This window comes from Angustibacter sp. McL0619, assembly GCF_049994355.1.
Taxonomy (GTDB): Bacteria; Actinomycetota; Actinomycetes; order Actinomycetales; family Angustibacteraceae; genus Angustibacter.
The window spans coordinates 2,807,235-2,828,660 of record NZ_CP188257.1 but is presented as its reverse complement, the minus strand read 5'-3'; the positions used below and the strand labels follow the sequence as shown (position 1 = coordinate 2,828,660).

The 21,426-nt window shown below is 69.7% G+C and carries 22 protein-coding genes; 11 read left to right on the top strand and 11 right to left on the bottom strand.

The window, feature by feature from the left end; translation table 11 throughout:
- Window positions 1-18 precede the first annotated feature (18 nt).
- The 3 genes from ACPPVT_RS13080 (at window position 19) to ACPPVT_RS13070 (ending at window position 2,910) form a co-directional block, all read left to right on the top strand.
- Complete coding sequence (locus ACPPVT_RS13080; protein WP_426560904.1) at window positions 19-1,401, top strand: dipeptidase; 1,383 nt, start codon at window positions 19-21, stop codon at window positions 1,399-1,401.
- The gene (locus ACPPVT_RS13075) at window positions 1,398-1,736 is read left to right on the top strand and encodes a cupin domain-containing protein (protein WP_426560902.1); all 339 of its coding nucleotides are present in this window, start codon (window positions 1,398-1,400) and stop codon (window positions 1,734-1,736) included. Before ACPPVT_RS13080 ends, ACPPVT_RS13075 begins: the two co-directional genes overlap by 4 nt.
- Before the next feature lie 199 nt (window positions 1,737-1,935).
- The gene (locus tag ACPPVT_RS13070; RefSeq protein ID WP_426560900.1) at window positions 1,936-2,910 is read left to right on the top strand and encodes a hypothetical protein; all 975 of its coding nucleotides are present in this window, start codon (window positions 1,936-1,938) and stop codon (window positions 2,908-2,910) included.
- An 83-nt stretch (window positions 2,911-2,993) separates the two neighbouring features.
- Here the strand turns inward: ACPPVT_RS13070 and nadA are convergent, their stop codons facing one another.
- Complete coding sequence (nadA, locus tag ACPPVT_RS13065; protein ID WP_426567153.1) at window positions 2,994-4,199, bottom strand: quinolinate synthase NadA; 1,206 nt, start codon at window positions 4,197-4,199, stop codon at window positions 2,994-2,996.
- A 50-nt stretch (window positions 4,200-4,249) separates the two neighbouring features.
- On the opposite strand from nadA, the gene ACPPVT_RS13060 reads away from it, so the two are divergent.
- Complete coding sequence (locus tag ACPPVT_RS13060; RefSeq protein WP_426560898.1) at window positions 4,250-5,401, top strand: glycerate kinase; 1,152 nt, start codon at window positions 4,250-4,252, stop codon at window positions 5,399-5,401.
- A gap of 115 nt (window positions 5,402-5,516) precedes the next feature.
- Window positions 5,517-5,891, top strand: a complete 375-nt coding sequence (locus ACPPVT_RS13055) for a HesB/IscA family protein (RefSeq protein WP_426560896.1) — start codon at window positions 5,517-5,519, stop codon at window positions 5,889-5,891.
- A gap of 68 nt (window positions 5,892-5,959) precedes the next feature.
- On the opposite strand, the gene ACPPVT_RS13050 is transcribed toward ACPPVT_RS13055, so the two are convergent.
- Window positions 5,960-6,160: a hypothetical protein gene (locus tag ACPPVT_RS13050; protein WP_426560894.1), complete on the bottom strand. Its 201-nt coding sequence runs from the start codon at window positions 6,158-6,160 to the stop codon at window positions 5,960-5,962.
- Window positions 6,161-6,222: 62 nt separating this feature from the next.
- On the opposite strand from ACPPVT_RS13050, the gene ACPPVT_RS13045 reads away from it, so the two are divergent.
- Together ACPPVT_RS13045 and aat are read left to right on the top strand one after the other, a co-directional pair.
- Window positions 6,223-7,209 (top strand): carbohydrate kinase family protein, encoded by a 987-nt coding sequence (locus tag ACPPVT_RS13045; protein WP_426560892.1) that lies wholly within the window; start codon window positions 6,223-6,225, stop codon window positions 7,207-7,209.
- 29 nt (window positions 7,210-7,238) lie between these two features.
- Window positions 7,239-7,916: a leucyl/phenylalanyl-tRNA--protein transferase gene (gene aat / locus ACPPVT_RS13040; RefSeq protein ID WP_426560890.1), complete on the top strand. Its 678-nt coding sequence runs from the start codon at window positions 7,239-7,241 to the stop codon at window positions 7,914-7,916.
- A 20-nt stretch (window positions 7,917-7,936) separates the two neighbouring features.
- On the opposite strand, the gene ACPPVT_RS13035 is transcribed toward aat, so the two are convergent.
- The 3 genes from ACPPVT_RS13035 to ACPPVT_RS13025 are packed head-to-tail and all read right to left on the bottom strand — an operon-like array spanning window position 7,937 to window position 10,005.
- The gene (locus tag ACPPVT_RS13035; protein WP_426560888.1) at window positions 7,937-8,584 is read right to left on the bottom strand and encodes a pyridoxamine 5'-phosphate oxidase family protein; all 648 of its coding nucleotides are present in this window, start codon (window positions 8,582-8,584) and stop codon (window positions 7,937-7,939) included.
- Window positions 8,585-8,593: 9 nt separating this feature from the next.
- Window positions 8,594-8,848, bottom strand: a complete 255-nt coding sequence (locus tag ACPPVT_RS13030) for a sulfurtransferase TusA family protein (RefSeq protein WP_426560886.1) — start codon at window positions 8,846-8,848, stop codon at window positions 8,594-8,596.
- Window positions 8,845-10,005 carry a cysteine desulfurase family protein gene (locus ACPPVT_RS13025; RefSeq protein WP_426560884.1) on the bottom strand — a complete coding sequence of 387 codons (1,161 nt, stop codon included), beginning with the start codon at window positions 10,003-10,005 and terminating at the stop codon, window positions 8,845-8,847. The genes ACPPVT_RS13030 and ACPPVT_RS13025 overlap by 4 nt, the downstream gene beginning before the upstream one ends.
- 150 nt (window positions 10,006-10,155) lie before the next feature.
- Here ACPPVT_RS13025 and coxB point away from each other — a divergent pair, with 150 nt between their 5' ends.
- From coxB to ACPPVT_RS13005, 4 genes are all read left to right on the top strand, one after another.
- Window positions 10,156-10,995 (top strand): cytochrome c oxidase subunit II, encoded by an 840-nt coding sequence (gene coxB / locus ACPPVT_RS13020; RefSeq protein WP_426560882.1) that lies wholly within the window; start codon window positions 10,156-10,158, stop codon window positions 10,993-10,995.
- A complete protein-coding gene (gene ctaD, locus ACPPVT_RS13015) occupies window positions 10,995-12,785 on the top strand; it encodes a cytochrome c oxidase subunit I (protein WP_426560880.1) in 1,791 nt (596 codons plus the stop codon). The genes coxB and ctaD overlap by 1 nt, the downstream gene beginning before the upstream one ends.
- A 1-nt stretch (window position 12,786) precedes the next feature.
- The gene (locus tag ACPPVT_RS13010) at window positions 12,787-13,188 is read left to right on the top strand and encodes a cytochrome c oxidase subunit 4 (RefSeq protein WP_426560878.1); all 402 of its coding nucleotides are present in this window, start codon (window positions 12,787-12,789) and stop codon (window positions 13,186-13,188) included.
- Between the two features lie 198 nt (window positions 13,189-13,386).
- Window positions 13,387-14,619: an Ig-like domain-containing protein gene (locus ACPPVT_RS13005; RefSeq protein WP_426560876.1), complete on the top strand. Its 1,233-nt coding sequence runs from the start codon at window positions 13,387-13,389 to the stop codon at window positions 14,617-14,619.
- A gap of 50 nt (window positions 14,620-14,669) precedes the next feature.
- Here ACPPVT_RS13005 and ACPPVT_RS13000 read toward each other — a convergent pair whose 3' ends face one another.
- The 6 genes from ACPPVT_RS13000 to ACPPVT_RS12975 form a co-directional block, all read right to left on the bottom strand.
- On the bottom strand, window positions 14,670-15,770 hold the full coding sequence (locus ACPPVT_RS13000; protein ID WP_426567152.1) for a sulfotransferase: 1,101 nt from the start codon (window positions 15,768-15,770) through the stop codon (window positions 14,670-14,672).
- 82 nt (window positions 15,771-15,852) lie between these two features.
- Window positions 15,853-16,917: a type III polyketide synthase gene (locus tag ACPPVT_RS12995; protein WP_426560874.1), complete on the bottom strand. Its 1,065-nt coding sequence runs from the start codon at window positions 16,915-16,917 to the stop codon at window positions 15,853-15,855.
- 99 nt (window positions 16,918-17,016) lie between these two features.
- Window positions 17,017-18,702, bottom strand: coding sequence for a cytochrome b (locus tag ACPPVT_RS12990; RefSeq protein ID WP_426560872.1), 1,686 nt, complete (start codon window positions 18,700-18,702; stop codon window positions 17,017-17,019).
- A complete protein-coding gene (locus ACPPVT_RS12985) occupies window positions 18,699-19,784 on the bottom strand; it encodes a Rieske 2Fe-2S domain-containing protein (RefSeq protein WP_426560870.1) in 1,086 nt (361 codons plus the stop codon). Before ACPPVT_RS12985 ends, ACPPVT_RS12990 begins: the two co-directional genes overlap by 4 nt.
- Window positions 19,785-19,838: 54 nt before the next feature.
- Window positions 19,839-20,642 carry a cytochrome c gene (locus ACPPVT_RS12980; protein WP_426560868.1) on the bottom strand — a complete coding sequence of 268 codons (804 nt, stop codon included), beginning with the start codon at window positions 20,640-20,642 and terminating at the stop codon, window positions 19,839-19,841.
- Window positions 20,643-20,772: 130 nt separating this feature from the next.
- Window positions 20,773-21,420: a cytochrome c oxidase subunit 3 gene (locus ACPPVT_RS12975; protein ID WP_426560866.1), complete on the bottom strand. Its 648-nt coding sequence runs from the start codon at window positions 21,418-21,420 to the stop codon at window positions 20,773-20,775.
- Window positions 21,421-21,426: the final 6 nt, after the last annotated feature.

Below are 21,426 nucleotides of genomic sequence, written 5' to 3'. Positions count from 1 at the left end.
CTGGCTAGGGTGACCCGCATGACCTCCAGCACCACTGGTACCTCCGACCTGCCCGCCGCGCGGCTGGCCGAGCTGCGCGCCGCGGTGGCGCGCGAGATGCCCGGCGTCCGTCGTGATCTCGAGGCGCTGGTGCGCATCCCCAGTGTCTCGGAGGAGGCTTTCGACCAGGCGCACGTCGCGGCCAGCGCCCACGCGGTGGCCGAGCTCCTGCGCGGGGCCGGGATGCAGGACGTCGAGGTGCTCGACGAGGGCGGCGCACCGGCAGTGGTCGGTCGGCTGCCCGGCCCGGACGGCGCGCCCCAGGTGCTGCTGTACGCCCACCACGACGTCCAGCCGCCCGGCGAGGAGTCGGACTGGACGTCCGCCCCCTTCGAGCCGGTCGAGCGCGAGGGCCGGCTCTACGGACGTGGCGCCGCCGACGACAAGGCCGGCGTGATGGCGCACCTGGCTGCGATCCGCGCACACGACGGGCAGCCCCCGGTCGGGCTGACCATCTTCGTGGAGGGGGAGGAGGAGTCCGGCTCGCCGTCCCTGGGACGCATCCTGGCCGCCCACCGCGACAAGCTCGCCGCCGACGTCCTGGTGCTCGCCGACTCCACGAACTGGAAGATCGGCGTTCCCGCACTGACCACCAGCCTGCGAGGTCTGGTGGAGGCGTACGTCGAGGTGCGTACGCTCGACCACTCGGTGCACAGCGGCATGTACGGTGGCGCCGCGATCGATGCTGTGACGGCGATGATCCGGCTGCTGGCGACCCTGCACGACGACGCGGGAAACGTTGCGGTGCAAGGGCTGGTGAGTGGCGAGGCGGCCGAGCTGGACCTGACCGAGGAGCAGCTTCGGGCCGATGCCGGGGTGCTGGACGGCGTCCAGCTGATCGGTGAGGGCTCGCTGACCTCGAGACTGTGGACCAAGCCCGCGCTGACCGTCGTCGGGTTCGATGCGACGTCCACCGCCAAGGCGTCGAACACGTTGGCCGCCAAGGCGAAGGCGAAGATCTCGATGCGCGTCGCGCCCGGCCAGGACGCGAACGAAGCCTACGAGATCCTGGCCGAGCACCTTCGCTCACACGCTCCTTGGGGCGTCAAGGTCGACGTGGTCGTTCGCGAGACCGGCCAGCCGTTCGCGGCGGACGTCGACGGCCCGGCCTACGACGCGGCACGGGCCGCGTTCGCCGACGCGTGGGGTGTCCAGCCGGTCGACATGGGCATCGGCGGGTCGATCCCGTTCATCGCGGACTTCGCCGCGCTCTACCCGGACGCCGCGATCCTGGTGACCGGGGTGGAGGACCCGGACACGCGGGCGCACGGTGCCGACGAGAGCCTGCACCTGGGCGAGTTCGAACGGGTGTGCGTGGCCGAGGCCGTGCTGCTCGAGCGGCTCGGGCAGCTGGGATCGTGACCGCGGCGAACCGGGCCCGGCTGCTCGCTCCGGACGTCGGGGCGCTGGTTCTGGAGCTTGCCGAGGCCGTGCCGGGCGAGCCGCCGACCGCTGCCGCCGCGCTGTGCGACCTCGGCGAGGCGGAGGTCGGCGTCTGGTCGATCGGCGCCGGCGTGGCGCGCGACACCGAGGTGGACGAGGTGTTCGTCGTCCTGTCCGGTCGGGCGACGGTCATCGTCGAGGACGGCGAGACGTTGCACGTCGGGCCCGGCTCCGCCGTACGGCTGTTCGCGGGTGACCGGACGACGTGGCAGGTGCACGAGTCCCTGCGCAAGCTCTACGTCGCCCTCGGCTGAGCGACCACCGTGGCTCTCGTCGTGTCACGAACGAGCGCTGGTGCGATCGGCATGGCTGCGATCACGACCAGCCCCCTCGCACCACAGCTCGCCCGATACCGATGAGGGCAGTATCCACAGCCCGCGGCAGCATTCCCAGCGTCCACAGCCTCCCAAGGAACCGGTCCGGCTCGAGGCGCTTCTCGCGACTCTGACTTGCATGAGCGAAGAGTCGTTGGAGCACGAGCTCGACCGCCTGCGTAGCAGGCAGAGCGACCTCCTGACCCGGGCGCAGCTGCGCGGGGCCGGTGTGACGCGCGCCCAGCTCCGTTGGCGGCTCTCACGCTCGTGGCACCTGGTCCTGCCAGAAGTGGTGAACATCGGGCGTGCCGAGCTCACAGCGAGTCGACAGCTCGTGGCGGCCTTGCTGGAGGCTGGCGATGAGTCGGTCCTCACCGGGCACCGCGCCTGCATCTGGCACGGACTGCGAAGCGCACGCGGAAACCGTCCCGTCACAGTGCTCGTGCCGCGGCGACAGGCCTCGCGCTCGACGGGCTTCCTCGAGGTCATGGCGACGGCCAGGCCCGTGCCCGCACCGATGGTGCGAGGCATCCTTCGGTTGGCCCCGCCGGCGCGTGCGGTCGTCGATGCGGCGCGCTCGGCCACTTCTGCCGACGAGGCGACGTCACTGGTGATCGAGGCTGTGCAGCGCCGGCTGGTCACGTTGGAGGAGCTCGACCACGAGGTTGAGGCTGGAGCTCGTCGGGGGAGCCAGGCGGTGCGTTCGGCCGTTCGCCTCGCACGGGCAGGTGCATGGTCCGCACCGGAGGCTGGCCTGCTGACCCTGTGCTCGACGAGCCCGGTGCTTTCGCGGGCTTGGCCGAACCCCTCGCTCGAGGTTGCCGGGCGCTTCCTGATCTCGCCCGACGTCTGGTTCGACGACGTCGGGCTGGCACTGATGGTGCACTCGCGCGCCTATCACCAGCGTGATGCGGACTGGGAGGGCACTGTGGAGCGGGATGGCGAGCTGGCGGAGCACGGGGTTGTCGTCCTGGGGTTCACCCCTTCGTCCATCGGGCGCAGACCGGCGGAGGTGCTCCAGCGCATTGAGCGGGTCTATACGAGCCTCGTGGCGTCCAACCGTGTTCGGCCGGGCGTCCGCATGAGTCCTCGCGGGTTTGGGCTGCCCGCGTGACGCCAGCCGTGGTGCGATGCAAGCGGTCGCGATCACGACCGCATCGCTCGCACCACCGGTCGAGCGTCGGTGGCCGGCTCGCGTCAGTCCTGAGCGGTGATCCCGGGCAGCGCGAGCATCTGGTCCAGAGCCACCCGGGCCCAGTGCGCGACGTCCGGGTCGACGACGATCCGGTTGACCACGCGCCCGGCGGCCAGCGACTCCAGCGACCACACCAGGTGCGGTAGGTCGATCCGGTTCATCGTCGAGCAGAAGCAGACTGTCTTGTCCAGGAACGAGACGTTGAGCCGCGGGTTCTGCCGCGCCAGGCGGCGGACCAGGTTGAGCTCGGTACCGATCGCCCACGAGGAGCCCGCCGGCGCGGCGGCCAGCACCTGGATGATCTTCTCTGTCGACCCGACGTGGTCGGCGGCCGACACCACCTCGTTGCGGCACTCCGGGTGCACCAGCACCTGGACGCCGGGCACCTGCTCGCGCACGTCCTGCACCGAGTCCAGGGTGAAGCGGCCGTGCACCGAGCAGTGCCCCCGCCACAGGATCATCCGGGCGTCCTGCAGCTTCTCGCGGGTCAGCCCGCCCAGCGGCTTGTGCGGGTCGTAGAGCACGCAGTCCTCCAGCGCCAGCCCCAGCTCGAGCACCGCGGTGTTGCGGCCCAGGTGCTGGTCCGGCAGGAAGAGCACCTTGCCGCGGCCCTCGGGACGCTGCCCGAACGCCCACTCCAGCGCCGTCCGCGCGTTGGACGACGTGCAGATCGTGCCGCCGTGCCGGCCGGTGAAGGCCTTGATGGCGGCCGTGGAGTTCATGTACGAAACGGGCACGACGTCGTCCGCGACGCCGGCATCGACCAGGTCGTCCCAGGCGTCTTCGACCTGGCTGATCGCGGCCATGTCGGCCATCGAGCAGCCCGCGGCCAGGTCTGGCAGCACGACCTGCTGGTGCTCGGCGGTCAGGATGTCTGCGCTCTCCGCCATGAAGTGCACGCCGCAGAACACGATGTACGGCGAGTCCGGCCGCGCGGCCGCCTGCTGGGCGAGCTTGAAGGAGTCGCCGGTGACGTCGGCGAACTCGATGACCTCGTCGCGCTGGTAGTGGTGCCCCAGCACGAACACCTGGTCGCCGAGAGCGGCCTTCGCCACCCGGGCCCGCTCGACCAGTCCCGGGTCGGACGGCGCCGGCAGATCGCCGGGGCACTCCACGCCGCGCTCACTGGCCAGGTCTCGGCCGCGACCGAGCAGCAGCAGAGCCGCGGACGTCGGGGCCGGTTCGGTGAAGGTGCTCACGCCCCCGATCGTCGCACAGCGCTGCTGACCGGCCGCGCGTGACCTGGGAGGATGCCAGCGTGCGCGTGCTGATCGCTCCCGACGCGTTCGTCGGGCACCTGGACGCCCAACAGGCCGCCGATGCGATCGCCGCAGGCTGGGCCGAGTGGGCGCCGAACGACTCCCTGACCACCTGCCCGCTGTCCAGCGGTGGTGCGGGCTTCGTCGACGTGGTGATGGCCGCCCGGGGCGGTGACCTGCTGCCGGTGACGGTGAGCGGACCGCTCGGCGAGCCCGTCCCCGCGACCGTGCTGATGGTGACCGAGGCGGACGGCGCACGCACCGCCTACCTGGAGGCCGGCCAGGCCTGTGGTCCGCAGCTGCTCCACGGCGACGCACGCGACCCGTGGCGGGCCACCAGCGTCGGAGTCGGCGAGCTGGTCGACGCCGCGGTCCAGGAGGGCGCCTCCCGGGTGGTGGTAGGCGTCGGCGACGTCGCCTCGCACGATGGCGGCGCCGGCCTGCTGGCTGCGCTCGGCGCCGGCAGCCCTGAGCACCTGGCGCTGGGTGGCGGCGCGCTCGCCGAGATGCCGGACGACGCGGTAGACGGCCTGGCCGCGGCACGCGAGCGGCTGCGCGGCGTCCAGCTGGTGGCGGCGACGTCGTCCGACCTGCCGCTGCTGGGGTTCCATGGAGCCAGCGCCACCGACGCCGCCCGACGAGGGGCGAGCCCCGAGCAGGCCCAGGCGCTGGAGGCGGCCCTCGGCCGCTTCGCGCACGTGGCCCAGACCTCGCTGGTCGCCGGACGCACCCTCGCCGGCAGCGGTCTCGCGGCCGGCGCGGGTGCCGGCGCCGGCGGCGGGATCGGGTTCGCCCTGATGCTGCTCGGCGGCGTGCGGGTGGACGGCGTCGGCGAGGCGGTCGCGGCCACCGGACTCACCGAGCGGCTGGGGGCCGCCGACCTGCTGGTCACCGGGGAGTCACTGTTCGGCTGGCAGTCGATGCGCTCGGGGGTCGTGGCGTGCGTGGCCGCGCACGCCCTCGGCATCGGGCTGCCGGTCGTCGTCCTCGCCGTGGAGGTGGAGGTCGGACGCCGCGAGACGTTGAACCTCGGGGTCTCCGCGGCGTACGCGCTCAGCGACCGGCCGGGTTGGCTGGCCGAGGTCCGGGCCGACCCCGCCGGAGCCCTGACCCGACGCGCCCGGCGGGTGGCGCGGACGTGGTCCCGCTGACGACGTACTCTTGACTCAGTGGCAGCGTGCACCTGAGCACGGGAACATGCCGGGCACGGACGTGGTTGTCGCTGACGGCCGCCAGATCGACGAGTCGACGAGTAGGGATGCGCGAATGACCGAGACCACCCAGTCCACCGACCAGACCGCCGCCGAGGCACCCGCCCACGGCGTGGTGCTGACCGACGTGGCTGCGCAGAAGGTCAAGAGCCTGCTCGAGCAGGAGGGCCGCGACGACCTGCGGCTGCGGATCGGCGTGCAGCCCGGTGGCTGCTCCGGCCTGATCTACCAGCTGTACTTCGACGAGCGTGACCTCGACGGTGACCTGGTTGAGGACTTCGGCGGCGTCGAGGTCGTCGTCGACCGGATGAGCTCGCCCTACCTCGGCGGCGCCACGATCGACTTCGCGGACACCATCGAGAAGCAGGGCTTCACGATCGACAACCCCAACGCCGGCAGCAGCTGCGCGTGCGGTGACAGCTTCAGCTGATCACGGCCGAACGCAGAGAAGTGGGGCACCCGAGTCTGTCGGGTGCCCCACTTCTCTGCGTTGGTTGGTCAGCTCCCGTACGTGGGCAGACCGCCGAGCAGGTCAGCCGCGTCCTGCGGGACGACGAGCGCGTCCTCGGCCGGCGCGAGGTGCCCCTGGTGCGGGGTGGTGACGGGCATGACGACCTGCGCGGCGTCCAGCCACAGGTCGTGCACGGATCCCTCGTCGAGCGCCGAGCGGGGCCCGGGAACCGTTGCTGATCTGCTCATGATCCGACCGTAAGGCGTTACCGATCGGTACTCCAGCATGTTCGGACGGTAGTGTCGCCGCCGTGCAGATTGCGATCACCGGCTCCATCGCCACCGACCACCTGATGACCTTCCCGAGCCGCTTCGCGGACTCCCTGGTCGTCGAGCAGCTGGACAAGATCTCCTTGTCCTTCCTGGTCGACGACCTCGAGATCCGCCGAGGCGGCGTCGCGGCCAACATTGCGTTCGGACTGGCCAACCTCGGCCTCCGTCCGCTGCTGGTCGGTGCCGTCGGTGCCGACTTCGTGGACTACCGCGCCTGGCTCGAGCGGCACGGCGTCGACTGCGGCGGGGTGCGCACCAGCGAGCTGCGGCACACCGCCCGGTTCATCTGCACCACCGACTCCGACCAGGCCCAGATCGCCTCGTTCTACGCGGGCGCCATGAGTGAGGCCCGCGACATCGAGCTCACCCCGCTGGCCCAGGCCCGCGGCGGCCTCGACCTGGTGCTGATCGGGGCGAACGACCCCGAGGCGATGCTGCGGCACACCGAGGAGTGCCGGGCCCGCGGCTACGCCTTCGCCGCGGACCCCTCCCAGCAGCTGGCCTTCGCGGACGGCCCGTTCATCCGGCGGCTCATCGACGGTGCGACCTACCTGTTCAGCAACGAGTACGAAGCGCACCTGACCGAGCAGAAGACCGGCTGGACGGCGAGCGAGATCCTCGGGCGCGTCGGCACCCGGATCACCACCCTCGGCGCCAGCGGCGTACGGATCGACCAGCTGGGTCAGGACGCGATCCTGGTGCCGGTGGCGCAGGAGCTGCGCAAGGCCGACCCGACCGGAGTCGGCGACGCCTTCCGGGCGGGCTTCCTGGCCGGGCTGTCCTGGGACCTCGGCCTGACCCGCTGCGCCCAGGTCGGCTCGATGCTCGCGACCTACGTGATCGAGACCGTCGGCACCCAGGAGTACGAGCTGGGCCGCGGCGGCTTCCTGCAACGCTTCTCGGACGCCTACGGTTTGGACGCGGCCGCCGAGATCGAGCCGCACCTGACGATCAGCCGGGTCTGACCGGACCGCGACGAGCCCGCGAGCCCACGGTGCCCCAGTCCGAGCCACCGCCGTCCCCGTGGGACCTGGACGTCGATCCCGAGGCGGGGGAGGACCTCGTCGGGGTCGGCGCCGACCTGGCGCCCGGCACGATCCTGGCGGCCTACCGGCGTGGGCTGTTCCCGATGGGCATCGGCAGCGGCGGTCGGGCACCGCTGGGCTGGTGGTCCCCGGACCCCCGGGGCGTGCTGCCGCTGGACTCGCTGCGGGTGAGCCGGTCGCTGCGCCGGATGCTGCCGCGGTTCGAGATCCGCATCGACACCGCCTTCGCCGACGTGGTGCGCGGCTGCGCCGACCCCGGCCGCGACGGCGCCTGGATCACCCCCGCCATCGCCGCGGCCTACCAGCAGCTGCACGAGCTCGGGTGGGCCCACTCGGTGGAGTGCTGGCGGAACGGCGACCTGGTCGGCGGCCTGTACGGACTGGCCATCGGCGGCCTGTTCGCGGGGGAGTCCATGTTCCACCGGGAGCGGGACGCCTCAAAGGTGGCGCTCGCGGCACTGGTCGAGGTGATGCGGGCGGCCGACGACTCGGCCCGCCGGTTGCTCGACGTCCAGTGGCGTACCGAGCACCTGGCCAGCCTGGGCGTCGTCGAGCTGCCGCGCGAGGACTACCTGCGCCGGCTGCGGGACGCACTCGAGCTCGCGCCGCCGGTGCCGTTCAGCTGAGCCGCGTCCGGGGACGTCGCTCAGGCTCGGTAGAGGCCGTCCGCGTAGCTCGGGCCGTAGTACTGCTCCAGCTCAGGCAGCGGGGTGTCCGGACGTTCGATCTTCGCGGCGATCCTGGCGCGTGACTCGACCGCGTCCGGCTGCCAGGTCGAGGGGTCCCACAGCTGCGAGCGTAGGAACGCCTTGGCGCAGTGGAAGAAGACCTTCTCGACGTCGACCACCAGCGCCAGCAGCGGCCGATGGTCCTTGACCACCAGGTCGTCGAACCAGGGCGCGTCGCTGACCAGCCGGGCTCGGCCGTTGACCCGTAGCGTGTCGCCGCGCCCGGGGATGACGAACAGCAGGCCGACGTGCGGGTTGCTCAGCACGTTGCGGTAGCCGTCCACTCGCCGGTTGCCGGGGCGCTCCGGGATCGCGATCGTCGTCGCGTCCAGCACCAGGGCCAGTCCGGCCGGGTCGCCCTTGGGTGAGACGTCGCAGGTGCCGTCGGACGCCGAGGTGCCGATGAAGCACATGGGGGACGCGGCCAGCCAGCGGCGGTGCACGTCCGAAAGCTCCGAGCGGTCCTTGCTGGCAACTCGCGGCTGGGGCTCGCCGACCAGCTGGCGCAGCTGCTCGAGCGTGGTGATCTCGGTGGTCTGGGTGACGTCGTCCGTGGGAGCGCTCACGCGAACAGCCTACGGCCTGGCCACCAGCCGCACCGTGAGCCGCAGGTCGCCGCCCGGCTCCTCCTCGACCCCGACCCACTGGTGCCCACGCATCCGCGCCCACGCCGGGACGTCGTGCCGAGTGGCGACGTCGGTGGCGAGCAGGACGACGACAGAGTCGGCGGGGAGGTCGGCGGCCGCCTGGGCCAGCCGGATCACCGGCAGGGGACAGCGCAGGCCGCGGGCGTCGACGACGACCGGCACCGGCTCGACGGGTGCGCTCACAGCCGGTCCGAACCGAGCATCCGGCGGACGTCGGCTACCGCGCCGGGTAGCTCCGCGCAGAACGCGTCGGCGTCCTGCGCCGACGGGTCCAGCGGCAGGGTCAGTCGCAGGTTGCCGTGGGTCAGCACCCCCATCGCGGCGAGCACGTGACTGGGCTCCAACGTGCTGGCGGTGCACGCCGACCCGCTGGCGACGGCGAACCCGCGCCGGTCCAGCTCGTGGACGAGCGCCTCGCCGTCCACGAACAGGAAGGAGAAGGTCACCACGTGCGGCAGTCGGTCCACCGGGTCGCCGACCACCTCGGTGTCCGGGACCGCCGCGGCTGCCGCTCGGATCCGGTCGACCAGGTCGCGCGCAACCTCGGCCCGCTGCAGCCGATGCTGCTCGGCATCCTGCAGGGCGGCCGCGGCGGCCAGCGCGGCCGGCACGTCCGGCTCACCCGGGACCCGGCCGAGCTCGTTCTCGTCCACCGGCCAGTCAGCGCGCCAGCGCACGCCGCTGCGCACCGCGAGCACGCCGACTCCCGCTGGGCCGGCCCACGAGCGGGCGTCGGCCACCAGCACGTCGCCACCGATCGGCAGCGCGTCGCGCCCCAGCACCGAGCCGGCGTCCACCAGCAGCGGCACCGCCGCGTCGGCGCAGATCGCCGCAGCCTCGGCCACCGGCTGCCGGGTGCCGACCTCGCCGTTCGCAGCCTGCAGGCAGGCGGCCGCGACACCCTCTGACCGGACCTGGGCGGCGAGCTCGCCCAGGCGCACTCGGCCCAGGCTGTCGACCGGCGTGAGCGCCGTCGTCCCACCCGTGCTCTCGTGCCACTGACCCGTGTGCAGCAGGGCGGAGTGCTCCACGGCACTGAGCACCAGCGCGCGACCGGCCCGGCGTCGACCGTGCAGGAGCCCGCGCAGCCCGAGCTGGCGGGCGGTCGTGCCGGACCCGGTGAACGAGACCGAGTCGGTGCCGACCTCGAGCACCGCGGCGACCGCCTCGCGAGCGCCGTCCAGCAGCGCCCGGGCGCGCCGGCCCTCGGCGTGCAGCCGGCGAGGGTCGGCCCAGCCCTGGTCCAATGCGTTGAGCAGGGTCCGGCGGGCCACGTCGGACAACGGTGGAGACGAGGCGTCCAGGAACCGGCGGTGGGACGCGTGCGGCGGGTTCGGCACGCGCGCAACGCTAGCCCCACCCTGCCCAGGTCGAGCGGACATGCTGCGGTAGGTTGTGGCCTGTTCGAAGGCAGCGCCCAGCCGCCGAGGAAACCGTCCGAAAGGTGCGTCGTGCGTCACCTCCCTCGATCGCGTCGGAGCCGCAGGCCCGTGGCGCGACTCGCGGTCCTCGCGGCAGCCGCCGCGCTGGCCCTCAGTGGTTGCTCGCCGGTCGTGGAGCGCGGCTTCCTGCCCAAGGGCGTCACGACCGACGCCCCGATCGTCACCAACCTGTGGGTCAATTCCTGGATCGCGGCGCTCGCCGTCGGGGCGCTCGTATGGGGTCTGATCATCTTCAGCGTGGTCGCGTACCGCCGGCGCAAGGACGACGACCACGTCCCGACGCAGCTGCGCTACAACCTGCCGATCGAGATCCTGTACTCGGTCATCCCGCTGTTCATGATCGGTGCGCTGTTCTACTACACCGCGCGCGACGAGACGACGCTGCTCAAGGTCTCGGCCCACCCCGACAACGTGGTGAACGTCGTCGGCAAGCGCTGGGCGTGGGACTTCAACTACCTGTCGAACGACGTGTACGAGGCGACGACGCAGACCCCCCTGACCGGTACCGACACCGACCAGGAGAAGGCACCGATCCTCTACCTGCCGGTCGACAAGTCCACCCAGTTCGTGCTGACCTCGCGCGACGTCATCCACTCGTTCTGGGTGCCGGCGTTCCTGATGAAGCTCGACATGCTGCCGGGCATGGTGAACACCTTCCAGGTCACGCCCACCGACATCGGGACGTACCGTGGCAAGTGCGCCGAGCTGTGCGGCGCGTACCACTCGCAGATGCTGTTCCAGGTGAAGGTCGTCTCGCAGGCGGACTACGACCAGCACATGGCGGACCTGAAGGCCAAGGGCCAGACCGGCCTGCTGCCCAACTCCCTCAGTCCGGAGCAGCTCGTTCCCGGCCAGGCGGAGAAGATCCCGAACGTGGGAGGACAGTGATGACCACCCTGTACCGCGAGGTCGACTGGGTGGAGCCCGCCCGACCCACCCTGGGGCGGACGGTGGTCAAGTGGGTCACCAGCACCGACCACAAGGTCATCGCGAACCTGTACTTCATCACCTCGTTCGTGTTCTTCATGATCGGTGGCGTGCTCGCGCTGCTGATCCGCGCCGAGCTCTTCTCGCCGGGCCTGCAGATCGTGCGGACGCCGGACGAGTACAACCAGCTCTTCACCATGCACGGCACGATCATGCTGCTGCTGTTCGCGACGCCTTTGTTCGCAGGCTTCGCCAACGCGCTGATGCCGCTGCAGATCGGCGCGCCGGACGTCGCGTTCCCGCGGCTGAACATGTTCGCCTACTGGATGTACCTGTTCGGCGGCATCATCGCCTCGGTCGGCTTCCTCACCCCGCAGGGCGCGGCCAGCTTCGGCTGGACGGCCTACTCGCCGCTGTCAAGCGTGGTGTACTCGCCCGGCCTGGGCTCCGACCTGTGGGTGTTCGGACTGGCGTTGGCTGGTTTCGGCACCATCCTGGGCGCGGTCAACTTCATCACCACGATCATCTGCATGCGGGCCCCCGGAATGACGATGTTCCGGATGTCGCTGTTCAGCTGGACGACGCTGATCACGTCGGTGCTGGTGCTGATGGCCTTCCCGGTGCTGGCCGCGGCGCTGCTGGCGGTCGGTGCCGACCGGCGCCTGGGTGCGCACGTGTTCGACGCCTCCAACGGTGGCGCGATGCTGTGGCAGCACCTGTTCTGGTTCTTCGGCCATCCCGAGGTCTACATCATCGCTCTGCCGTTCTTCGGCATCATCAGCGAGATCATCCCGGTGTTCAGCCGCAAGCCGCTGTTCGGCTACAAGGGAATGGTCTTCGCGACGATCGCGATCGCCGCGCTGTCCGTGACGGTGTGGGCCCACCACATGTACGCCACCGGCCAGGTGCTGCTGCCCTTCTTCGCGTTCATGACGATGCTGATCGCGGTGCCGACCGGGGTGAAGTTCTTCAACTGGATCGGCACGATGTGGCGTGGCCAGCTGACGTTCGAGACACCGATGCTGTGGTCGATCGGCTTCCTCGTCACGTTCTTGTTCGGCGGCTTGACCGGCATCATCCTGTCCAGCCCCGCGCTGGACTTCCACGTGACCGACAGCTACTTCGTGGTGGCCCACTTCCATTACGTCGTCTTCGGCACGGTCGTGTTCGCCATGTTCGCCGGCTTCTACTTCTGGTGGCCGAAGTTCACCGGGCGGATGCTCGACGAGCGACTCGGCAAGGTGCACTTCTGGATGCTGTTCATCGGCTTCCACATGACCTTCCTGATCCAGCACTGGCTCGGGGTCGAGGGCATGCCGCGCCGCTACGCCGACTACTACGCCGGCGAGGGCTTCACCTGGGAGAACCAGTTCTCGACCATCGGGGCCTTCCTGCTCGGCGCCTCCACGCTGCCCTTCATCTACAACGTCTGGAAGACCTGGCGGACGGCTCCGCTGGTCGAGGTCGACGACCCGTGGGGCTACGGCGCGTCGCTCGAGTGGGCCACCTCCTGCCCGCCGCCCCGGCACAACTTCACCAGCATCCCGCGCATCCGGTCCGAGCGGCCGGCCTTCGACCTGCATCACCCCGAGATCGCAGAGCTCGACCAGCCCACCGCGGACAAGTCCGTGCTGGACCACCTGTACGGCGAGCCCGACCTCGATGCCGAGGCCGTGGGCGCCACGGCGGGTGGCACCGGATCGGGCGACGGAGCGGCCGCCAACCAGGAGCCGAAGGGCGAGGAGAGCTGACGTGAAGGTCGAGAGCTGGCTGTTCGGGGCCGGCGCGTTCTTCTTCGCGCCGGTCGGGGTGATCTACGGCATCCTGACGCACTGGGACGAGCCCGTCGGTCCGGTGGGCCTGTTCCTCACGGCTGGGCTCGCATTGATGGTCGGCTGGTACCTCTGGTACACGGCACGGCACATCGACCCGCGTCCCGAAGACGACCCGGCGGCGCCGATCGAGGCGGCCGCGGGTGAGTACGGGTTCTTCTCGCCGCACTCGTGGTGGCCGCTGCCGCTGGCTGCGTCCTGCGCCGTGATGTTCATGGGTCTGGCGGCCGGCTGGTGGCTGCTCTACATCGGCCTCGGCCTGGCCTCGCTGGCGCTGATCGGCTGGGTCTTCGAGTACTGGCGCGGAGCACACGCGCACTGATCTTCGGGACGCGCGCCGCGCCGGGTGTTTAGGGCAGATCGATCCCTGTGCCTTACAATCGAGGGGTCGCCAGAGCCGGAGGTCCCGGTTCTTGATGCCCCTACCGGGACGCGTCAGGGCGACGCACATCATCCCGTCCCGGTCGAGCGCGTGGCACGTGGGTGTCGCGACGCCTGGAACAGCCTTCAGGGGATGTGCATGACGAGTTCGACCTCCACCGCGTTCCGGGGCCGCCACAAGGGCGTGCTGGCGTGGTCCGCGGTGCTGTTGACTGTCGGTCTGGCGACGTCCGCCTGTCAGTCGGTGACGCCTGACGCGGCGGCCGAAGGCACCCCGAGCGCATCGGCCACCCCGTCGGTCACGACCTCGCCGGCGGCCTCCCTCTCGGTCACCCCGGCTGACGGCGCCACCTCGGTGCGCCCGGACGCCTCGGTCACCGTCACGGCCGAGAACGGCACCATCAGCGACGTCCAGCTCACTGCAAACGGCGCCAACGAGGTGACCGGCGAGCTGAACGCGTCCAAGACCGTCTGGACGTCGTCCGCCAGCCTCACGCCGAAGACGACGTACCACGTGAGCGCGACCGCCACGAACGACGAGGGCAAGTCGACGTCCATCTCGTCCACGCTGCGCACCTTGACCCCGAAGGACACCGCGAACTACACGGTGATCCCGTCGTCCGGCGTCGTGGGCGTCGGCATGCCGGTGGTCATCCAGTTCGTCAGCCCGGTCGACACCGACAAGCGCGCCGAGGTGGAGCGCCGCGTCAAGGTCACCGCGACCCCCGCGGTCACCGGGCAGTGGGGCTGGCTGGACGCACGCCAGCTCATCTTCCGCCCCGCCAAGTACTGGAAGCCGGGCACCAAGGTCACGGTGGACGCCGACATCGCCGGCATCGAGACCAAGCAGAACCTCTGGACGTCGGCGGGGGCGCACAACACCTTCACCATCGGGTCCGCGATGGTCAGCACGGTCAACACCCAGACCCACCGGATGACGGTGACCCAGAACGGCAAGGTCCTGCGCACCCTCAAGGTCAGCACCGGACGCCCCGGCAGCGAGACCGAGACGCGCAGCGGGATCAAGGTGATCCTCTCCCGCGAGTCCGAGCACATCATGGACTCCACGACCGTGGGCATCCCGAAGGGCCAGCCGGGCTACTACCGGCTCAAGACCGAGTGGGCCATGCGCCTGACCTGGAGCGGTGAGTTTCTGCACTCGGCCCCGTGGTCGGTCGGCTCCCAGGGCAACGCGAACGTCAGCCACGGCTGCACCAACCTGAGCCCGACCGACGCCAAGTGGCTGTTCGACCGGTCCAAGATGGGTGACGTCGTGAAGTTCGTCGGGTCCTCACGGGGGCTCGAGGAGTACAACGGCTACACGATGTGGAACGAGACGTCGGCCCAGTGGGCGAAGAAGTCCGCAATCTGACGTCGTTCCGCTGGGCGGTCGGGCGCGGAACCCGCTGAGCGCGAGGCCATTCAGTCGACCCGATCGCAGGCCGCGTCGAGGCGAACACGGACGGCAGCCGTTGTCGCCAGCAACTGCCGCCGTTCCCGATCCTCGAGCGTCGCCCGGTAGTAGCTCGGCAGGCTCAACCTCTCGACGTACTCGGTGCGCACGGACGCGAATCCGTCGGCGGCGAGCCCGGTGTGCTGCAGAAGGCGATCAATCCATTCCCCTGGTTGCGCGCAGAGGTCCTCGTAAGGGACGAGCAGCACGGCCCGGGCCACCACTGGATCGCGCTGCATGGTGTCGAGCACATGCCCGTAGATCGAGTTCCAGTACAGGCCGAAGGCGCGTGCCCGGTCGTCGGCGTCCCAGGCAGTTCTGATCTGGCGGACCAACTCTGCGCTGCCGGTGTTGATGAAGCGCCGGCCGGGCCCGAACTCGTCGTGCCCGAGGGCTCGCAGGGCCATCGTCCACCGTTGATCAGTCGCCTGCGTGCGTTCGAACAGTTCGTCTTGCTTGAGCCATGAGGCGTAGTGAGCCAGCGGATCGCGCACCATGACGACAAAGAGAGCATCGGGAAAGACGCTCGCCAGATACGCGAGTCGGGTGGCGTTGTAGTTCGCCTTGGTGAGGTAGCGGTGCCGTCGGCGGGCAAGCAGCAGCTTGCCGATGTGGTCCCGGTAGTAGCGTTCAAACTCCGGGTTTCTGACATTCGCATCGAGGACGGCCGAGCGCTCCTCGTCGTGAAGCGCCGGGAAGAACTTGAGCCAGATCATCTCCTCGACTGCCTCCGGGCTCTCCTTCGTGATGAGGATCCGGTCTTGGTGCAAGCGCGGTCGCAGCTGCTCCCGCGGAAGCGGCAATCGGTCGAGCAGTCGATTCCACACGAAAGGGAGGAAGGGCATCGCCATATCGCGGTAGCAGTGGCTGGCTACGTCCCGGTGCCGGCTCAGCATCTCCAGCGTGATCGTCGTCCCGGTCCGAGCCATCCCCGTGACGTACACCGGGCGGTCGATCCGGACCGGGCGAAGCCGGGGCCGCAGCAGCCGCGACTCGACCGACCCCACTCTCAACAAGGCCGAGTCGAACCTGCGCTGCAGAGCGCCCGCCAGGTACAGCGCCTTCGGCATCTCGGCCACCGAAGCATCGTCGGACCGCTCCAACCGCATAGCCTCTCCTCGCTCGGGCAAGCCGTTCCAGGCGATCCGTCAGCTAGTAACGCAGTACCAGGCCCTCCATCGTCAAGCCAGGACCGAACGCCATCAGCACACCAGTACTGCCTGGCTCGGGCCGGTAGGCATCGAGCAGGCGTTGCAGGACGAGCAGCGAGGTGGGCGAGGAGCAGTTGCCGTAGTCTGCGAGCACGTCGAGGCTTGCTTGGTACTGCTCCTGCCGAAGTCCTAGCGCGCGAACGACCGCATCGATGATCCGTGGGCCGCCGGCGTGCACGCTCCAATGCTGAACGTCGCTGATCGCGAGCCCGAGCGGGTCCAGCAAGCGCGTCGTAAACCCCTCGACTTCGCTGGCAATGCTTGCCGGCACGCGGCGGGACAGCCGCATGCGGAAACCGTCATCAAGGACTTCCCAGCCCATCTGATCCGCGGTCGAGTACATCGTTTCGGTGTGCGTTCGCAGTATCCGCGGCCCCGTGCCCGCACCAGCGCTCAGCACCAGAGCAGCGCTGGCGTCACCGAACAAGGCGTGGCACACCGCCTGCTCGAGATCGGCTTCGGGCCGCGCATGCAGACTGCAGATTTCCGTACACACGATCAAGACCTGTTCCTCGGGACGCGCACGCAAGGCGTCCAAACCGATCTTGATCGCTGGAAAGGCTGCGTAGCAGCCCATATGTCCGACGAAGGTGCGGCGCAGCGTCGCTGGGAGCCCAAACTCCTTTGCCAGCAGGATGTCCGGCGAGGGGGCGTCGTAACCGGTACAGCTTGCGAACACCAGGCTTCCGATGGACGCCGGGTCGATGTTGGCCAACGCGCTGGCGACTGACCGCCGGCTCAACGTCATCGCCGCCTCGGCCCATCGCTTCATCCGCTCGCCGGTCAGCGGTACCGGATCACCGAGCCACTCCTTCGGATGACACATGACGCGCCGGGTCTGCACGCCGGAGTTGAGAAAGATCGACTCGGCACGGGGGAGACCTCGATACATCGCGCGAAAGACGTCTTCATAGACCTCTCGTTGGTCTATCACCAGATCCGGCAAGGCGGAGCTGACGGCGGCAATGTGGGCAGGGGACAGCAAACCTGTCGGCAATCGAACCATCCGTAACGTCACGCCGGGTTTCAACCCGCGGCCAAGTCCGCTGAGGCGGTGTATAGACGGCTGATCCTTCGACGGGGTTCACGCTCTGGTCGGAAGGGCTCAGGCGCGGGAGTCGGATCCCGTCTCGACGACGTTGGACTCGATCGCCGCGTGCTCGCCGTGGGACTCGACCGCGTCGTGCTCGCCGTGCGAGTGCGCCGCCGCCAGCTCGGCCGGTGTGACGCCCTCGATGCGGTCCTCGAACCAGAACCGGGACAACTTGGCCCGCACACCGGCGGCGCGAAGGCCCGGCGCCCTGACTCCCTGCTCGTCGGTGGCCTCGGGCGGGGGCAGCGGGCGGTGCGTGTCGTGCTGCACGAGCTCCCAGCGGGCGTGCTCGTCCAGCGGCTCGTGCACCTCGAAGAACTCGCCGTGCGGCAGCCGGACGACCCGACCCGTCTCGACCCCGTGCAGCACGAGGTCACGGTCGCGGCGCTGCAGCCCCAGGCAGATCCGCTTGGCCACCAGGAACACCAGCGGCGGGATCGCGAACACCGCGAACCTGAGGAAGGTCGTGATGTCGTTGATCGACAGCTTGAAGTGGGTGGCGATGATGTCGTTGCCTCCGCCGGCCCACAGCAGCACGTAGAACGCGATCGACATGGCGCCCAGCGCCGTCCGGGTGGGCGCGTTGCGCGGGCGGTCGAGCAGGTGGTGCTCCCGCTTGTCGCCGGTGACCCACGCCTCGAGGAACGGGTAGGCCATGGCCACGGTGGTGACGATGCCCGGCAGGATCAGACCACCGATCGCGATGTTGAAGCTGAACGTCCAGCCGAAGACCTGGAACTCCAGCCAGCCGGGCAGCAGTCTGATCGCGCCCTCCAGCCAGCCCATGTACCAGTCCGGTTGCGAGCCTGCCGTGACCGGGGACGGGTTGTAGGGGCCGTAGGCCCAGATCGGGTTGATCTGCGCGACCGCCGCGAGCAGGGTGGTCACGCCGAAGACGATGAAGAAGAAGCCGCCGGCCTTCGCGGCGTACACCGGCATGACCGGGAAGCCGACCACGTTCTTGTTGGTGCGGCCGGGGCCGGGGTACTGGGTGTGCTTCTGCAGGGCCACCAGCACGATGTGCAGGGTGAAAAGGCCGACCAGCAGGGCCGGGATCAGCAGCACGTGCACCGTGAAGAGGCGGGGGATCAGTGCCTCCCCCGGGTAGGGCCCGCCGAAGACGAACGATGACACGTAGGAGCCGACGATCGGGATCGAGAGGATCATCCCGCGGGCGAACGAGAGGCCGGTGCCGGACAGCAGGTCGTCCGGCAGCGAGTAGCCGGCGAAGCCCTCGACCAGTGCCAGCAGCGCCAGGGTGAGCCCGATGACCCAGTTGATCTCGCGCGGCTTGCGGAACGCTCCGGTGAAGAACACCCGGAACATGTGGCAGGCGATCGCAGCCACGAAGATCAGCGCGGACCAGTGGTGGATCTGGCGGATGATCAGGCCGCCGCGGATGTCGAACGAGATGTCCACCGTGGACTTGTACGCCTCGGACATCCCGATGCCCTTGAGCGGCACGTAGGAGCCGTCGTACACGACGTGCCCGGCCGACGGGATGAACCAGAAGGTCAGGAACGTGCCGGTCAGCAGCAGGACGATGAGGCTGTACATCGCCACCTCGCCCAGCATGAACGACCAGTGGTCGGGGAAGACCTTCTTCAGGCCGTACTGGAGCGCTCCGGCCGCACCGGTGCGCTCGTCGATGTAGTCGCCGATCCCGCCCGCTGCTCGGGACGTCGCCGTCTGGCTCATGATGACTGCCCCTTCACCGGGTGCGGTTGACCTCGCTCAGGGAAGCTCGGACCGACAGCCTCCTGGAACGGCTGGCGGGCGATCAGGTAGCCGTCGCCGTCCACGCTGATGGCCAGCTGCGGCAGCCGGCGGTGGGCCGGCCCGAAGATGACCTTGCAGTCGTCGGTGACGTCGAAGGTGGACTGGTGGCACGGGCAGAGCAGGTGGTGCGTCTGCTGCTCGTACAGCCCCACGGGGCAACCCACGTGGGTGCAGATCTTGGAGTACGCCACGATGCCCTCGTAGCCCCAGTCGAGCTCCTTGGAGTTCTTGATGTCGCTGGGGTCGAGCCGCATCAGGATCACGGCGGCCTTCGCCTGCTGCTCGAGGACGTCGTCGGTCTTGTCGATGCCCTCGGGCATCACGTGGAAGACCGAGCCGATCGTGACGTCGGACGCCTTGATCGGCGCGAGCTCCGGGTCGGAGACCAGGCGCATGCCCGTCTCCCAGAAGGTGGTGGAGAGCCAGTCGCCCGGCAACGGCCCGAGGTCGCGCAGCGCGACGATGAACGGAAGTCCGAACAGCCCCAGCGCACCGGCCATGGTGATCTTGATCAGCGGACGCCGACCGATCCCCGAGGTCTCGCCGCCCTCCAGCAGCGTGGCCACGGCGTCGTCCCGCATCTTGTCGCTGCTGCGCAGGTCGTGCCGCTCCTCGATGACCTCCTCGTCGGGCATCAAGGTCTTGGCCCAGTGCACCGCCCCGAGACCGATGAACAGCAGCCCGAAGCCGAGGCCACAGCCGAGCAGCATGTTCTGCAGCAGCGTCTCGCCGATGAATGGGATGTGCACGGGGGTGTCGATGTCCACCGCGAAGTACGAGATCAGGAAGGTCAGGGTGCCGATCATCGACACCACGAACATGGTGGCGACCTGGCGCTCCGCACGCTTGGCGGCCCGCGGGTCGGTGTCCGCCATGCGGTGCACGTGCACCGGCATGCCCGGGTTCTCGAAAAGCGTCGGAGCGGCCGTCGTCCCCGGAATCATCACCCCGCGCTCCGGGCCCGGCACGTCGCTGGTGCGCGCGGGGGCGTTGTCGCTCATCTCGTTCCGTTCTGTGTCCGGGCGGTCGGTGGTCGGCTCGTCGTGCGACATGGCTCAGGCCGCCTTCGAGCCGAGCCAGACGGCGCAACCGATCAGGGCGCCGATGCCGACGATCCAGACGAACAGGCCCTCAGGCACCGGGCCGAGGTTGCCCAGTGCGGACCCGCTGGCGTTGGGCTCCTCCTGGATGGTCTTCAGGAAGGCGATGACGTTGCGCTTGTTCTCCGGAGTGATGTTCGCGTCGTTGAACACGGGCATCGACTGCGGCCCGGTGACCATCGCCTCGTACACGTACCTGCCGCCGACGCCGCGGATGCTCGGCGCGTACTTGCCGCGGGTCAGCGCACCGCCGGCGCCGGCGAAGTTGTGGCACATCGCGCAGTTGACCCGGAAGATCGCTCCACCGACCGCGGCGTCGCCGCCCTCGCCGGTCGTGTACTCGGAGTCCGGCACGGCCGGGCCGGGCGCGAGCGAGGCCACGAAGGCGGCCAGCTGGCTGACCTGCTCGGCGCTGAACTGGCTGGGCTTCTCCTGGACCTGCGGTCCGGGCAGGGCCATCGGCATGCGACCCGTGCCGACCTGGAAGTCCACCGCGGCCGCACCGACGCCCACCAGGCTCGGTGCGACGATCTCGTCCTTGTCGTTGACCGGGCCGCCCTGAGCGTTCAGGCCGTGGCAGGTCGCGCAGTTCGCCAGGAACAGCTTCTTGCCCTGGGCGATGTCGTCCGCAGAGGCCGTGGACGCCTGCGCCGGCTGGGGGGCCAACGCGGAGTACGCGGCCCCGGTGGCCAGCAGCCCCAGTGCGATCAGCAGCACCAGGGCCAGCGGGTGGCGCCGACGGGCGGCGAGTGCGGTCACGTGCGAGTCCTCGTTTCGTGCCGAGCCAGAGCGCAGGGCTCAAGCTGTCCATCGAGCGTACGACGGGCGCGACGTCCGGGCGAAGGTGGCGACGCGTTCCACGCGCCCGTCCCGGTTGCCACCGTACCGGTCACTTCAGCAGGTAGATCGTGGCGAACAGGGCGATCCAGACCACGTCGACGAAGTGCCAGTAGTACGACGTGACGATGGCTCCGGTGGCCTCCGCGTGACCGAACCGCCTGGCCACGAAGGTCCGGCCGATGATCAGCAGGAAGGCGATCAGGCCGCCGGTGACGTGCAGCGCGTGGAACCCGGTGGTCAGGTAGAACACCGAACCGTAGGCGTCCGAGTTGATCTTGACGCCCTCGGAGACCAGGTGCGCGTACTCCAGCACCTGACCCGACACGAAGACCGCGCCGAACAGGTACGTCAACGTGTACCACTCACGCATGCCCCACAGCCGGATCTGGAAGAGCGAACCCGTCCGAGCCGGCTGGAACTGCTCCGCCTTCCACACGCCGAACTGGCACCACACCGAGCTGACCACCAGTACCAGGGTGTTCACGGCCGCGTAGGGCACGTTGAGCTTGGGCGTGTTCTCGGCCCACAGGTCGGGCACCACCGACCGGATCGTGAAGTACATCGCGAACAGCCCGGCGAAGAACATGAGCTCGCTGGACAGCCACACGATGGTGCCCACCGACGCCATGTTCGGCCGGCTCACCGTTGCGTGAGAGGGAGGAGCCTGTACGGCTGATGCGGTCGCCACGGGCGTCATTATTGC

Bases quoted from the DNA above. Each gene is read 5' to 3' on its own strand.
- ACPPVT_RS13080 (WP_426560904.1), top strand. From the start codon at position 19: ATGACCTCCAGCACCACTGGTACCTCCGACCTGCCCGCCGCGCGGCTG.
- ACPPVT_RS13070 (WP_426560900.1), top strand. From the start codon at position 1,936: ATGAGCGAAGAGTCGTTGGAGCACGAGCTCGACCGCCTGCGTAGCAGG.
- ACPPVT_RS13055 (WP_426560896.1), top strand. From the start codon at position 5,517: ATGACCGAGACCACCCAGTCCACCGACCAGACCGCCGCCGAGGCACCC.
- ACPPVT_RS13050 (WP_426560894.1), bottom strand. From the start codon at position 6,160: ATGAGCAGATCAGCAACGGTTCCCGGGCCCCGCTCGGCGCTCGACGAG.
- ctaD (WP_426560880.1), top strand. From the start codon at position 10,995: ATGACCACCCTGTACCGCGAGGTCGACTGGGTGGAGCCCGCCCGACCC.
- ACPPVT_RS13005 (WP_426560876.1), top strand. From the start codon at position 13,387: ATGACGAGTTCGACCTCCACCGCGTTCCGGGGCCGCCACAAGGGCGTG.
- ACPPVT_RS13000 (WP_426567152.1), bottom strand. From the start codon at position 15,770: ATGCCGAAGGCGCTGTACCTGGCGGGCGCTCTGCAGCGCAGGTTCGAC.
- ACPPVT_RS12995 (WP_426560874.1), bottom strand. From the start codon at position 16,917: ATGGTTCGATTGCCGACAGGTTTGCTGTCCCCTGCCCACATTGCCGCC.
- ACPPVT_RS12990 (WP_426560872.1), bottom strand. From the start codon at position 18,702: ATGAGCCAGACGGCGACGTCCCGAGCAGCGGGCGGGATCGGCGACTAC.
- ACPPVT_RS12985 (WP_426560870.1), bottom strand. From the start codon at position 19,784: ATGAGCGACAACGCCCCCGCGCGCACCAGCGACGTGCCGGGCCCGGAG.
- ACPPVT_RS12975 (WP_426560866.1), bottom strand. From the start codon at position 21,420: ATGACGCCCGTGGCGACCGCATCAGCCGTACAGGCTCCTCCCTCTCAC.